At 36.2% G+C, this 13,779-nt stretch carries 13 protein-coding genes; 5 read left to right on the top strand and 8 right to left on the bottom strand.

Going from position 1 to position 13,779, the window contains the following annotated elements:
- Positions 1-224 precede the first annotated feature (224 nt).
- Positions 225-1,760: a DUF1254 domain-containing protein gene (locus FNN08_RS02955; protein WP_221931761.1), complete on the bottom strand. Its 1,536-nt coding sequence runs from the start codon at positions 1,758-1,760 to the stop codon at positions 225-227.
- Positions 1,761-2,344: 584 nt separating this feature from the next.
- The gene (locus FNN08_RS02950) at positions 2,345-3,388 is read right to left on the bottom strand and encodes a DUF1214 domain-containing protein (RefSeq protein ID WP_143583265.1); all 1,044 of its coding nucleotides are present in this window, start codon (positions 3,386-3,388) and stop codon (positions 2,345-2,347) included.
- Between the two features lie 225 nt (positions 3,389-3,613).
- Between FNN08_RS02950 and FNN08_RS02945 the strand changes: the two genes are divergently transcribed.
- Together FNN08_RS02945 and FNN08_RS02940 are read left to right on the top strand one after the other, a co-directional pair.
- Positions 3,614-4,546, top strand: a complete 933-nt coding sequence (locus FNN08_RS02945) for a LysR family transcriptional regulator (RefSeq protein WP_185962550.1) — start codon at positions 3,614-3,616, stop codon at positions 4,544-4,546.
- 68 nt (positions 4,547-4,614) lie between these two features.
- Positions 4,615-5,556 carry a LysR family transcriptional regulator gene (locus FNN08_RS02940; RefSeq protein ID WP_143583263.1) on the top strand — a complete coding sequence of 314 codons (942 nt, stop codon included), beginning with the start codon at positions 4,615-4,617 and terminating at the stop codon, positions 5,554-5,556.
- A 57-nt stretch (positions 5,557-5,613) separates the two neighbouring features.
- Here FNN08_RS02940 and FNN08_RS02935 read toward each other — a convergent pair whose 3' ends face one another.
- Entirely contained in the window at positions 5,614-6,678 is a 1,065-nt protein-coding gene (locus FNN08_RS02935; protein WP_143583262.1) for a DUF1254 domain-containing protein, read from the bottom strand.
- 200 nt (positions 6,679-6,878) lie between these two features.
- On the opposite strand from FNN08_RS02935, the gene FNN08_RS02930 reads away from it, so the two are divergent.
- On the top strand, positions 6,879-7,817 hold the full coding sequence (locus tag FNN08_RS02930) for a LysR family transcriptional regulator (protein ID WP_143583261.1): 939 nt from the start codon (positions 6,879-6,881) through the stop codon (positions 7,815-7,817).
- A gap of 91 nt (positions 7,818-7,908) precedes the next feature.
- Here FNN08_RS02930 and FNN08_RS02925 read toward each other — a convergent pair whose 3' ends face one another.
- The gene (locus tag FNN08_RS02925; protein ID WP_221931760.1) at positions 7,909-9,507 is read right to left on the bottom strand and encodes a DUF1254 domain-containing protein; all 1,599 of its coding nucleotides are present in this window, start codon (positions 9,505-9,507) and stop codon (positions 7,909-7,911) included.
- Positions 9,508-9,836: 329 nt separating this feature from the next.
- On the opposite strand from FNN08_RS02925, the gene FNN08_RS02920 reads away from it, so the two are divergent.
- On the top strand, positions 9,837-10,775 hold the full coding sequence (locus FNN08_RS02920; RefSeq protein ID WP_143583260.1) for a LysR family transcriptional regulator: 939 nt from the start codon (positions 9,837-9,839) through the stop codon (positions 10,773-10,775).
- Between the two features lie 225 nt (positions 10,776-11,000).
- Complete coding sequence (locus FNN08_RS02915) at positions 11,001-11,336, top strand: DUF1971 domain-containing protein (RefSeq protein WP_143583259.1); 336 nt, start codon at positions 11,001-11,003, stop codon at positions 11,334-11,336.
- Between the two features lie 129 nt (positions 11,337-11,465).
- Here FNN08_RS02915 and FNN08_RS02910 read toward each other — a convergent pair whose 3' ends face one another.
- The 4 genes from FNN08_RS02910 to FNN08_RS02895 are packed head-to-tail and all read right to left on the bottom strand — an operon-like array spanning position 11,466 to position 13,724.
- A complete protein-coding gene (locus FNN08_RS02910; protein ID WP_143583258.1) occupies positions 11,466-11,882 on the bottom strand; it encodes a CBS domain-containing protein in 417 nt (138 codons plus the stop codon).
- Positions 11,879-12,229 carry a P-II family nitrogen regulator gene (locus tag FNN08_RS02905; protein ID WP_143583257.1) on the bottom strand — a complete coding sequence of 117 codons (351 nt, stop codon included), beginning with the start codon at positions 12,227-12,229 and terminating at the stop codon, positions 11,879-11,881. Before FNN08_RS02905 ends, FNN08_RS02910 begins: the two co-directional genes overlap by 4 nt.
- Positions 12,229-13,002 (bottom strand): DUF1538 domain-containing protein, encoded by a 774-nt coding sequence (locus tag FNN08_RS02900; RefSeq protein ID WP_143583256.1) that lies wholly within the window; start codon positions 13,000-13,002, stop codon positions 12,229-12,231. The genes FNN08_RS02905 and FNN08_RS02900 overlap by 1 nt, the downstream gene beginning before the upstream one ends.
- The gene (locus FNN08_RS02895; protein ID WP_143583255.1) at positions 13,002-13,724 is read right to left on the bottom strand and encodes a DUF1538 domain-containing protein; all 723 of its coding nucleotides are present in this window, start codon (positions 13,722-13,724) and stop codon (positions 13,002-13,004) included. Before FNN08_RS02895 ends, FNN08_RS02900 begins: the two co-directional genes overlap by 1 nt.
- Between the last annotated feature and the right edge of the window lie 55 nt (positions 13,725-13,779).

The raw sequence follows: 13,779 nt of genomic DNA, 5'->3' as shown, positions 1-13,779 counted from the left end.
TCTTATATATTTTAAGTTTTTAAAAGACTTCTTTTCAGCATAGTTCAGGAGTTTTAGATTATCCAATAACTAACCAAGTATTTTTATATATAAAGTTATAAAAAACAGAGCATTAGTTATTTTGTAGCGATAAAAATAAGGCAAAAAAAACGAGACCATTTAGGTCTCGTTTTATTAGATATTTAGTTAAAGCGTTTAAACTATATACGCTTTATTAAATATAATTATTTAACTGGGATAAAGTCACTTGGTTTCCAAGTACGGTCAAACCATTCTTGCTCTGGACCGTATAAACGTAGTAATACGTTGTAACCTTTACCTGGCATTGTTTGTACCCAGTTGTTTTCTTGGCCAGCAGGAGCTTTAGGACCAAAGAAGATTGTTACAGTACCATCTTCGCTTACTTTCATACCTTCTTTCATCGAATCAACACCACCAGTTTTTTGGTCTGTTTCTAAGATTGAACGTGTGTGGTTGTCATATACCATGAACGACCAGAATGCACGTGCTGGAATTGGACCAGGTAATGTTACTGAGTACGTTGTTCCGCCGTCTAACATTTCACCAGAGTTATCTGTTGTAGCAATTTCATAAACAGAACCTTTACCAATCATAGGCTTAACCATAAATGGTGTTACACCTGTTGCATAAAAGTGGAAACCTACACGGTCATCAATCGAACGAGCACCGTTTGCATCGATAAATTCGTGGCTACCAGCTGCTAATGGTGAGAACCATTGACGATCTGGGTAGAAGTATACATCTGGATCACGTGGCTTGTACATAATTGCACGACCAGCAGCATTACCTAATGCAGCAGCTTCTTTTAAAATGCCTTGCATACGCTCATCAGGGTTAAACGGCTTACCTTTTTCAATACCAATCGCACGAGCTAAACCAAGCATTTCTGGGTCACCAGAACCAGCAGGTTCGTATTGAATTACTTCGTTTAATTCATTGTAGAAGCTAGCATCTGTGGCGTGAATTGTGTTGTACTTTTTACCTGATAAGTTAACAAATTCATTCGGCTCTGGATTAGCTGCATCTGCAAGAGGGTACATTTTAAAGCCATTTTTAAATGCAGTTAATGACTGCTCTAATGTTTGACCAGGTAACTTAACTGCACGGATAATTAACCAATGACGGTACGTGTTAGTATTCATTACGATGTAACCTTCAGGGATCTCACCTTTGTAGTCATCACCAACGATCAAGTATTTACCACCTTTACCACGATCTGCTGGGTTAGCAGCACCGATATCACCAACGTACTTAAAGTAAGCATCATCAACAATAGCAATTACTGGAGAGCCGATTTCAACAACAACAGGACCATTTTTAACATCAATTTCAGTGTGAATGTATGGCGTTGTTGTATTTGGTGTTAACCAAAGTGATCTAGCATCCATTAACTGCTCAGTAACACCAACAGTTTTATTTGCTTCAAAACCAATTTCAGCATGACCGTGTAACATTGCGTACATTGACGCTGTTGCCATACCTGATTCAAATAATTCAACAGCGCGTGCTGTATCTAAGAAATCGTATGATTTTTCTAACGTTTCATCTGTAGGGAAACCATCAACAAACGTTAATTCGCCTGCGTATTTAGTGTCTACTGAATTAGGTGTTATTAATGAAGCTGGAACATCAGCTGCATACTTTGGTGCGTTTTGCACAGTGTTATCAGCAGTTGCAGTACATGCAAGCGTCATAGTTGCTAAAGCGATTACTGAAAGTTTTTTAGTAAATTGTTTCATATTTACATTTCCTTTAAAAATAAAAACGGATGCTTCAAAATTAAGTTTTGAACTTGTCGTTAGGTTTGCCAAACAAACTTAACAATCAATTAACAATGACTTAACTTTATAGTATTCAATGTTTAAATCAACCAACATTACACTTAATTACTTAATATTTCACAGTGTTACACACGGTGTAAAAATATAAATTTTGCTGTTGGCTAAAACTTGAAATCATTGTAGATGTTATCCTTTATAACATCTAATGATTTAGCTTTATGATAATTATGCACAAAGTGAATATTACTATATCATCTGCTTGCATATAACAAATACAAGCTGTTGCTAGAGATATAAAAAATAGTTGAGAGTTTTATATTTATCAATAAATTAGCAAATTGTTTGGTTTTTATGTTTACTTCCCTAGCTATCAGTAAACATAAACATCTACTTCAGTTTAAAGTGTTTGTATATTTCACTAATATTTTATTCAAATAATAAAAAAGCAGCTTAACCAAGGCTAAGCTGCTTTTATTTCAGCCAACACTGATGTTAGCTTAATTATTTAAGCAACTACTGTAATAGTAGCCGCTTCATCGTTATTACTTAGAAACTACAGTAGGAACAATTGGGTTCCACTCTTTAGATTTAACCTGTGGAGATGCATCGTAAGTACGTACAATGTAGTTAAACTCTTGACCTTGGTAAGAAACAAGGTTGTTGATAGCATCGTCGCCACAGTTAAAGCTTACAGTGTAAGTTTTGTCAGCATTTGGCTTCATAGTGTAGCTATTAATTGATGTTTTACCCGGCATTAAGTAACCAGCACGGTCGTATAATGTAAAGCTGAAGAATTCACCAACTTGCGGATCTTCAAACGTTACTTGCTGACAAACGCTTGCATCTAGTGGCGCTGAAGAGTTGTATGTATTGATTTGGTCATGCATACCACCAAAACCGGCTGATAAAGACTGTAAACGTTTACGTTCGTCTGCTTGACCTGGCTTTTGTGTGTAAATTAACTCACCGTCACCGGCTAAAAACTCTTCAGCTAAAATGTGTGAGTAAGCAGCTAAAGAATCTGCATCGTATTTAGTTGGAGTGTACTTGCTTGGACCTTGGCCAGTAATTTTAAATGACTCTTGCGCTGCACGAGCTTTATTTAAGTCAGCTTCACTTGCTGCATCTTCAACCGTAGTACGGAAGATTAAACCAACCCAAGCACTTTCTGAATCAATAGTGAATGTACCTGGTTTTTGAACGTAATGAACAGAGTAACCTAACTCATCAATAACTAATACTGATTGGAAAACGTCTTCTTCACCGATAGTGATTTGGATGTTTTGAGTTGAGTTATCAAGTACTGCAACACTGTATAACGTGTCTAGGTTCATGCGAATAGTTGGTGCTTTGTTACCAATTGGAGAAAGCTTTTTCCAGTTTTGTAACTTGTTATCACCACCAGTTTTAACCCAGTTAGAAAAGTTACGAGTTGTTTCTGCGTGTGCGTAGTTTTCTTCAGTAACTAAAATGCCATTAGCAGTTTGCTCAGCTTCAACAGTCGTATTAGTAGTTTCAGTTGAAGTACATGCTGTAGTACCAGCAACAGCTAAAACGATTGATAATGCAATAATTGATTTTTTCATTTTGAACACCTTCTTGATAACCTTAACGGTTAAACCTAGTAATAAAATAAATTGTTTGTAAATAATTTTGTTAAGCAGATACCGCTGTTATTAGTTCACCCGCTCTGCTCTAAACTTGAAATAATAATAGCAACCACCTAATATGAACGCGAATGCTTTATTTTCCGAAAGCGAATGAATTACATTCATACCTAAAATAGAGCTAATAATAACTAGGTGAGCAAAGTGGATAATTACAATGAGCGGTTGTTAAGCCGTGTAGATCTTAATTTATTGATCGCTCTTAGCGTTTTACTAAAAGAAAAAAATGTGAGTAAAGCAGCCGATGCTTTATATTTAACTCAATCGGCAATGAGTAAAACACTTAAACGGTTGCGAGAAGTATTTAATGACGAGTTATTATTTCGTAGCGCAAACAAAATGCACACTACTGCTAAAGGCGAGCAACTAAGCAAGGAGCTCCCTAGTTTGCTCGACTCACTAAGTAACTTTATTCAAAGTGAAAAGTTTGATCCTGCTACTTGTGACATGTCATTTTCGGTTTCAGTGCCAGCTTCAATGAACCATTCTATTTTATTGCCACTTCTGCAAACCTTGGCTGAGCAAGCTCCAAAAATAAAAGTTACAGAGCTTCCTGCGCTAGTCGACCCATATAATATGTTAGAAAATAATGATATCGACTTTGCTATACATTTAGCGGATAACCCAGACCCTAACTTTACCGTAACGCCTTGTGGTAAATATACTCTCGCAGTATTTGCAGGAATTAATCATCCCCTTACCCAAAAAGGCAAGGTTAATTTTGATGATTGCTTAGAATATAACTTTATCGCGATGAACCATGGTGATAATCCGCATACTCAAATAACGTCACCTATCCATGGTATTTTTAAAGACCCAAGGTATATTGATAAATTAGTATTTAAGAGTAATCAATTACTCTTGATCACCGAATTATTGGCAACAACTAACTCTTTATATATTGGCCCGGAACAGTTATTAAAAGTATCCAATTTACGAAAAACAATTAAACCCATATATACTTTTGAAGTATCTGACGATAATAAGCTGCCAACCTATTTAATTGAACACAAACGAGTAACTAATAGTCTTGCTCATCAATGGTTAAAACAAAAAATTTTAGAGCAGTTTGAATAATTAAAATAAACACAAAAGCAAACATCATTTAAAATAAAACAACACTCATTTAAAGGTTTAGTACTAATATGCAAAGTCTCGAACAAAAAATATCTCGTATAGACTTAAACTTACTTACTGCTTTCAATGTGCTTTATGCAGAAAAAAATGTCAGTAAAGCGGCAGAGATACTTTATGTAACTCAGCCAGCAATGAGTAAAAGCTTGGCAAAATTAAGAAATTTATTTGATGACCCGCTGTTTATTAGAAGTAGAAATGAATGGATCACTACAGCAAAAGCAGATGAAATCGCAAAACACACACAGACCGTAATGGCCACGGTTGGAAAACTTTTAAATACAGATAGCTTTATTCCCCATGAATGCGAAGAAAGGTTTTCGATTTCAATCCCATTATTAATTGGCCATGCCATTGCAACCGAGCTGTTTTTGGGGATCAACCAAATTGCTCCTAAAATAGTTATTAATGAAGTCGCACCAAAAACAAACCCTTTTCATGCATTTGAATCGGGCGCCGTAGACTTTGCTATCTCAACTAATGACTCTGCGCCAGAAAACTTTAACTCTACTTATATTGGCCACACCGATTTAGCTATTTTTGGACGTAGCGAACACCCTTTAGCAAAAGCAGGCAAAACCAATTTAGAGAGCTGTTTAAATTATCACTTTTTAGATTTACTCATTGATAATGACGACAATACCAATTTTGTTCACCCAGTTGATGCCGTGCTAAAACAGCGGAATTTAAAACGGGATATTATTTTTGCCAGTAACCAACTACAAACAGTAATAGCACTATTAGCAAAAACAGATCATTTATTAGTTGGACCAGCAAAGAGCTTTAATGACTCTGACTTACAATCATCAATAACTCCACTGTTTCATTTTAAATCAAAACCAGAATCACAAATTGGCCTATTTTTGATTGAGCATAAACGTATTGAACAAAGCCCTGCTCACCAATGGATGAAACAGCAATTAATTCAAATATTAACGCAAGTATTAATATAAAAAAAGCCCTTAAGAATTACTTCTCAAGGGCTTTAATATATTTACTTTAAAAAAGGGTTATTTAATTTTTTTGATTTCAGGTAACTGGTAATCTTTTAATTCGTCTAAACGTGGTTTGTAGAAACGCATTAAGTAGTTCCAACCTTCGGTAATTTCTAAACGGTTAGCTACATCACCACAGTCTTCGATAGAACCATAGTTCACAGTGAAAGAACCATCATCGTTATATGTAACGTTATAATCATTTAAGATACCGTTTGTATCAGTAAATAAGAATGTACCTTTATCATACATAGTGATTGACCAGAAACCATCTACAGGTGGTTTAGCGTAAGTTGCTTGGTAACACCCGTCAGCAGGTAAGTTTACCGGGTCAGTTGTGTAAGATGCATCTTTTTCAGGTAATAATCCCCAACCTGAAGAAGCACCTAGTACATGTAGGAATGGGTCAACTTTACCTTTAACATCCATAGTTCCGTCAAATGAACCAATTTTAGCCATTTCTTTATCTAATTCAGTACGTAACGCAACAACCTGTTCTTTATCAAATTTTGACATAGTAAAAGGTACTGCTGAATTTGATTCGATAGTAATCTTAGGTTGAATATCTTTAACAACCTTTGCAACATCAGCTTCGTCATAAGGGTTCATTTGGGTGCGAACAACAATAAATACATAATCAGTATCAGCTTCAACTTCGTAGGTGCCTTCACCGTAGAATACTTCTTCAGGGTAGTGATCTTGGTTAATCACATAAGCCGATTGATAACGATCACCGGTATCAGGAAGACTAATAGTAAAGCCGTTACGAGCATCGACAACACCTAATGAATATAAAGTATCGTTATTTGAACGAACAACCACTTGGCCAGCAACAGAGATAGGCTTTTTAAGGTGGATTAATTCATTAATTGCTGGTTGCTTTTGAAAGTAGAAATCCATGTTGATGTCACTTTCTGCGCGAACGTATTGCTCTGGTGTCATACCAAACTTTTTAAAATCAACTGGGTAAGTAGTTTGCGCTGTTTGCGCTACTTCAGTTGTTGCTGTTTCATCTGTTGAACCACAAGCAGTTAAAGCAAGTGACGCAGTGATTATTGAACTTAGTAATAATTTTTTCATGATGGAGCCTCTATAAAAATTTAATAATAAAAATTTTGCAACAAGCTATTGATAAAATTATGTAATTATCCGCTGCCCGTTGTTGATGAAAGAATTATAGCCAACCTGTGATATACAATGAAATGACTTAATTCAATATCTGATATACAATTAATGGATATCACAATAATTCATTAGCTGATTAAACAGAGGTAGATAAAGTGCGTAGCGTAGAGCAAGAGCTATCAAGGATTGACTTAAACCTATTAGTTTCATTAAGTGTATTGATAAAAGAAAAGAATGTGTCTAGAGCAGCAGATAAGCTATTTTTATCTCAGCCAGCGATGAGTCGCACGTTAAAGAAACTGCGTGATTTACTCGATGATCCTTTATTTCACCGTGAATCTGCGGGCCTGCGCCCAACGGTTAAAGCTATTGAGATAGAAGCTAAACTTGATCAATTACTTTTTGCTGTTAATGACTTTATTAATGGCGAAGAGTTTGATCCAAACACTTGCAATAAAACATTTAATATCTCACTGCCATCATTAATGAGCCAAACATTAATGTTTCCTATTATTAATGACCTAGCTAAACTTGCTCCTAATGTAGTTATAGCGCAGCACCCTGCTACATCAGAGCCAGGCAAACATTTAGAAAATGGCGAATTCGACTTTTCTATCCACGTACATAAGCTTCCAAAATCTACATTTACGTCAACATTTTTAGGCAATGCTTACCCGGTTATCTTTGCTCGCAAGGATCACCCTTTAACTAAATTAAAAAAAGTTACTATTGAAGATTGCTTACAGTATAAATTTGTCGATATTATTTTAGACAACCACGCAAATTTACCATTTAATAATCCAGCCAAAAAGTTCATCGACGATCATGGTTTAGAATTAACCATAGCGATGAAAAGCGGCCAATTAGGTTTATTAACAGAAGTTATAAAACATTCAGATCATTTACTGATCAGCGCTCATTTTTTAATGAACTCAGTTGAACAACAAAACAACTTTGCAACCGTATTTGCTTTTGATGAAAAAAAATACCCCGTTGAAACTTACCTTGTCGACCATGAACGCACCCATACAAGTCAAGCACATGCGTGGTTAAAACAGGTTTTGATTAATTCATTAGAAAAATCTATTCGATAAATCAACAAATCAAGCATTTAAATACCCAAGAAAAAAGGCCTCTACATTACTGTAGAGGCCTTATTAAGTTTTTACTTATCTCAAGTTGAAATTATTTTACTTCAATAACTTCACTTGGACGCCATGTTTTTTCAACCCATTCTTTTTCTGGGCCGTACATGCGTAAGATATTAAACCAACTCTTACCAGGAATAGTTTCTAACCAGTTACTTTCTTTGCCTGCTGGCGCTTTAGGACCAAAGTAAACAGTGTAAGAACCATCTGCATTTGCTTTTAAGCCCTTATCTTGACTACCTAAGGTAGGGAAAGGTTGACTTGTTTGTAGCATTGAACGAGTTTGTGAGTCGTAAATAGTAAATGCCCAGAAGTCAGCTGCAGGTGCATTTGCCGGTAATGTTACTTTATAGGTTTTGCTACCATCAAGTGGCTGCTTTTCGCTATCTGTAAACGCCATTACGTAATCTGAACCTTTACCAGGAATAGATACAGCCATTGCAGGTGTTACCGCTGTGTATGGGTAATGGAACATAACGCGTGCATCAGAGTTCATGGTATTTTTATCTTGACCATTAAAGAACACGTTTTTATCTACCCAAGCCATGATCCATGAGCTGTTTGTATCAGGGTAAGCTTGAACACCTTTCATGTTACTTACACTACCGCCAACACGTGGATACCAAACAATTGAGCGAGCGGTTGCATTACCAATAGCAACACCGTCTTCTAATATTTTTTGCATACGAGCATCAGGTGCAAATTTTTGACCTTTTACAATACCAATCGATGCTAATAAACCGCGAGTTTCAACATCGATAGCATCAATAGGCTCATACTGGATAACTTCATCTACGTGGTGATAGAACGAGGCATCGTTGGAGTGAATTGTATTAAAGTATTCATCAGAACCACTAATAAATTGTGTAGGCTCTGGGTTAGCCGCTTTAGCAAGAGGATACACTTTTAAATTATCAGTGATGTTTTTAGCACCTGCTTCTACGCCGTTTGCGATAGAACCACGCATAAATGTCCATACACGGTAAGTTTTAGACTTAACTACATGGTAACCTTCTGGCACTTCACCTTCATAATGTGGAGGCAATACTAAGAATTTACCACCTTGGCCTTTATCTGGACCAAATGGACCGATATCGCCCATATAGCGGAACCATGCATCGTTAAATGCACCTAACATACCTTTTGGCACATCAATTACCATAGGACCGTCTTTTTTCAAATCAAGTACAGGTGTTACATATAGAGTAGATGTATTAGCTGTTAAAAATAATGACTTAGAGTTCATTAACTTATCCATGATCATTACTTTGTTGTAATCATCTGCACCAATTGCTCTTGGGCCATCCATAAGACCTTTAACAGATGCAGCTGGCATTGCCTTTAAAAATACATCTGCCGCTCGCGCGGTATCTAAATGATCATAGGCCATTTGCGCGGTTTCAGGTGTTGGCGCACCATCGATAAACTGTAAGGTACCAATTGATGTTTCAACGGTATTTGGGGTTTGAATTGATTTTAATTCACCTGGTTTATACTGGTTTTCAAAGCGGTGGTTTGCAGCATCAGTGGCGGCTTGGTCAAAACCAGCTGGCGCTGAAGAATTTGTTTGCGCACAAGCTCCTAAAAGGCTTGTTAATGCAATTGCAATAATGGTTTTCTTATTTACAAATTTCAAGATAAAACTCCTTGTGAATATTAACAGATAATACTTAACCCACTTAGCTTAAGCACTACTTTATTACTTTATGTTTACTCACCATTAACAGTAGACTATTGGATTAAAACTTCCAATATGGGGTTACAATTAATAACAAGAAAACAAAGGGTTAAGCGTATAAATCAAACTATATTAATTTAATCAATCGTCAACCCTATCGATGAAGCTATGATAGATGTAATGAATTATTCTGTATAATGACTTATTTAAAAAAGCAATATTACCAAAGTGGATAATAGCTAGATGATGAAGTATAATTTTTTAAACATTAATTATGGGTGACATACATGAATTTGTTAGAACAAAAATTATCTAGAGTTGATTTAAACTTACTAGTGTCCCTTAGCATACTTCTAAAAGAACGTAATGTGAGTAAAGCGGCACAAACCCTTTATTTGTCACAGCCAGCAATGAGCCGAACGTTACAACGCCTGCGTGATACATTTAATGATCCATTATTTTATCGTACATCTACAGGTATTAGTCCAACGGCAAAAGCCGCTCGTATAGAGCAAATGTTGCCGGAACTAATGGAGTCATTAGGACATATTCTAGAAAATAATGAGTTCGATCCTAGTACCAGTAAAGAGCACTTTGGTATTTCTATTCCATCGATAATGGGGCAATCGATAATTTTACCTATGTTTAAGGAGTTACTTAAAGAAGCACCGCACATCAATTTATCGGAATACCCGGCTAAATCAAACCCATTTGACTATTTAGAATCAGGTACATTAGATTTTGCGGTTCATGTATCAAAAGATTATCACCCATCGTTTATCTCTACTCCTATTGGTAAAGTAAACCCGATTATTTATGCCCGTAAAGGTCACCCTTTATTTAAGATAAAAAATTTAAAGCTAACCGATTGTATGGATTGTAACTTTTTAGGTTTAATCGTAGAAAACGACTCCCACGTTAAATTTAGTAACCCGGTGGATTCTTTATTAATTAAGCATGGGGTGATGCCTAAATCGGTCTATCGCTCAAGCCAGATGTACGTATTAACCGATATATTACGCAGCACAGATGCACTGCTTATTGGTATGAGTATGTTGAGTGAGTCAAAAGAGTTCGCTGAGCAGTTTGCTCCTTTATATACCTTTGATTTAGCCGGAGATAATATGGTTGAATTTTTCCTACTTGAACACAAACGTACAGAAAACAGCGTTGCGCATCGATGGTTTAAAGAAAAACTGCTCAACCATATTGGTAAGCTAGTGTAATTATACCAAGTCCATTAATTAACCGCTCATTTTTAATGGTTAAAATGAATAACTACTGCGTTATAAAATTTATAAGTAGAATAACTACTTACTAAATTTTATGCCTTGTATTTATCCATTTTCCTCATGAAAAAGTAGATCGTAAACTTAATGGAATTGGTATTATTTAAAGCTTAACCTGACAACAAAATACAGAAACTAAGTACAACAACTAAGAGTAAAACAATGAGTATTCCTAATGATTTTGTAAATTACAAAACAACATTTGTGATGAATAAAGATAACATTCCAAAAATGTTTTTATTTGAACACAACACCAAAGCCGGCGTTTATGGAAAAATTTGTGTTAGCAAAGGTGAGTTAAAGTTTTACGGTTTTAGTGAGCGCCGCGGCGCTGTTGAACAAGAAATTACCATAAAAGCTGGCGACTTTGCCGTATCGCCACCTGAGTATTGGCATAAAGTAGAATTAATGACAGAAGATACCGAATTTAAAGTTGAGTTTTACGCTCAACAAGACTCAGAGATTGTGAAGCAAAATTTATCAGAAAGAAATGAGTAACAATTTGCTGCATCATAGCTAAGAGCCCCCTTAATTCTTAGCTAATAAAAAGATCCAATGCAGTAAGCTGAACAAACTAACTTAGCGCCTGTAGGCCTAAATTAGTTTGTTGTTTTTAATTAATATAATTTAACTATCACTATCACTATCACTATCACCAGATATTAAGGCAATGTTGGAGTAACTGATCATGCCTAATATTTTATGATCTTTTATTACTGGCGCTCGTGAAATACCAAATTGTTCAAACAAACGAGCACAATATCTAACGTCCATATCGGGCAATACGCTAAGTACAGGCTTAGTCATAATCTCATATAGATTAACGCGGTTAGGTGAGCGGTCTTGAGCGATAACTTTTTTAGCAATATCTGATAAAAACACAGCTCCGTACTCATCATTATCATCTCGTTTTTCAACAATAATAGTACTTACATTAGTTTCTTTTATTTTAGTTATTGCTGCAGAAACAGTTTCTAGTCCATCACAAATAATAAACCGATTGTTCATTGCCTCTTGAACTTGGATTATTCTTTTAGTGCTCATAACTTACCCTTAATAACATCTTCTAATTTATTGATTTGATGCTGCACGCCAATAGCGTCTTCAACATCAAGCTGTATTGCCATACCTGCGCCAGAGTTTTTATCTAAACCACCTACTTCATCAATGGTTTCTAATATATGGCGAGATAAATGCTCTTCTACCACAAATAAAATAACATCTACTTGGATATCAAGATTTAAGCCAAAAAATGTTGTCTTTTTATTTAGACCTTCGCCTCGTGCATGGTTGATCACTGTAGCCCCGGTTGCACCAGCTTCGCGTGCAGCATCAAGAACCTTGTCTGTGACTTCATCATTAACGAATGCAACAATCAGTTTAAAATGCATTATTGTGCTCCTGAGTTTACTTTTTTATTAATATATTCAATGATTTGGGCATAGGCCATTACAGATATAATTGGGAATAGGCTAGCAAAAGCTATCAAGCCAAATCCATCAATTAACGGGCTTCTGCCTTCAATAGTACTCGCTAAACCTAATCCTAAAGCGGCAACTAACGGTACCGTTACTGTCGATGTTGTTACACCACCAGAATCATAAGCCAAGGGGATTATCATTTTTGGGGCAAAATTAGTTTGGATCACTACTAAAATATAGCCTGCAATAATGTAATAGTGAATTGGATCCCCAACCACAATACGATAAACACCTAAGGTAATACCAAAACCAACACCTAAAGCTACTGCAATTCGTAATCCCCACAGACCTATTACACCACCAGATACTTGGTTGGCTTTAATTGCCACGGCTAATAATGATGGTTCTGCGATAGTTGTTGAAAATCCAATAGCAAAGGCAAATAAATAGACCCAGTAGTAACTTGTCCAATCGACAGGTCCTGCTTTACTGCTGGCGATAAATTCTTGAGCGGTAAGTTGCTCTGCCATTAACTCTCCAAGTGGGAACAGAGCTTTTTCTAGGCCAAGTAAAAAGAGGGAAAGTCCTAGAATTACGTAAAATAAACCAATGGCTTTTTCTTTAAGTTGTGGCACTTGTTTCTTTAATACGCCATATTGGAAAACCGCTAAAATAAGTACAATCGGCGTAACGTCAACAATGGTTTGTATAAAAGTGCTAAGTAAATCGCTAAAGTAATTCATTAGTACATCATCCCGTAAGCCATAACAAAAATCATCGGCAGCAGTGATGCAAAAGCAATGAGACCAAAGCCATCAAGCATAGGGTTTCGACCTTTAATTGCTGATGCTAAACCAACACCTAAGGCTGTTACTAAAGGTACTGTGATAGTCGATGTGGTTACCCCGCCAGAGTCATAAGCGATACCTATAATTTCTTTCGGAGCAAAATAAGTCATCACCACAACTAAGATATAGCCAATGATAATTACTCGCTGAATTGGCCAGCCTTTTAAGATACGAATGACACCTAAAATAATTGCACAACCTACAGAGAAAGCGACCGTTAAGCGCAAACCAAATGCGTAGCTTTCGATGGATTCAGGTGTATCAACAATAGCGCCAGCTTTAGCGGCAATATCTCCGGCTTTTGCTGCAACAGCGATAAGAGCAGGCTCGGCAATGGTTGTGCCAAAGCCAAGAAAGAAGGCAAACATAACTAACCAAAACACGCTTCCTTTGCGAGCAAAAGCATCAGCCATACTTTCACCAAGAGGAAAAAGAGCTTTTTCTAAGCCAAACACAAAAAATGTTAACCCCGTGACCACCATAAGTAGTCCGATGATAATTTCGATGAAGTTAGGAAGAGGCTGTTGTAACACCATCAACTGGAAAAAGGCTATTACAATTATAATTGGTAGCAAGTCTTTAAAACTAGCCAACATTGCCTGAAAAAATGCTTTCATTTATTAGGAATATCTTCTTATTAGTTACAGAAAAATAACAATAATTCATTATATT

It is taken from the genome of Thalassomonas sp. M1454 (assembly GCF_007097525.1).
In the GTDB taxonomy this organism is placed as follows: Bacteria; Pseudomonadota; Gammaproteobacteria; order Enterobacterales; family Alteromonadaceae; genus Thalassotalea_A.
The sequence above is the reverse complement of the archived record's forward strand: the minus strand, read 5'-3'. Positions and strand labels throughout refer to the sequence as shown.

Excerpts from the sequence above, each read along its gene's own strand:
- FNN08_RS02955 (WP_221931761.1), bottom strand. The coding sequence starts at position 1,760 with ATGAAACAATTTACTAAAAAACTTTCAGTAATCGCTTTAGCAACTATG.
- FNN08_RS02950 (WP_143583265.1), bottom strand. The coding sequence starts at position 3,388 with ATGAAAAAATCAATTATTGCATTATCAATCGTTTTAGCTGTTGCTGGT.
- FNN08_RS02940 (WP_143583263.1), top strand. The coding sequence starts at position 4,615 with ATGCAAAGTCTCGAACAAAAAATATCTCGTATAGACTTAAACTTACTT.
- FNN08_RS02935 (WP_143583262.1), bottom strand. The coding sequence starts at position 6,678 with ATGAAAAAATTATTACTAAGTTCAATAATCACTGCGTCACTTGCTTTA.
- FNN08_RS02920 (WP_143583260.1), top strand. The coding sequence starts at position 9,837 with ATGAATTTGTTAGAACAAAAATTATCTAGAGTTGATTTAAACTTACTA.
- FNN08_RS02915 (WP_143583259.1), top strand. The coding sequence starts at position 11,001 with ATGAGTATTCCTAATGATTTTGTAAATTACAAAACAACATTTGTGATG.
- FNN08_RS02910 (WP_143583258.1), bottom strand. The coding sequence starts at position 11,882 with ATGAGCACTAAAAGAATAATCCAAGTTCAAGAGGCAATGAACAATCGG.
- FNN08_RS02905 (WP_143583257.1), bottom strand. The coding sequence starts at position 12,229 with ATGCATTTTAAACTGATTGTTGCATTCGTTAATGATGAAGTCACAGAC.
- FNN08_RS02900 (WP_143583256.1), bottom strand. The coding sequence starts at position 13,002 with ATGAATTACTTTAGCGATTTACTTAGCACTTTTATACAAACCATTGTT.
- FNN08_RS02895 (WP_143583255.1), bottom strand. The coding sequence starts at position 13,724 with ATGAAAGCATTTTTTCAGGCAATGTTGGCTAGTTTTAAAGACTTGCTA.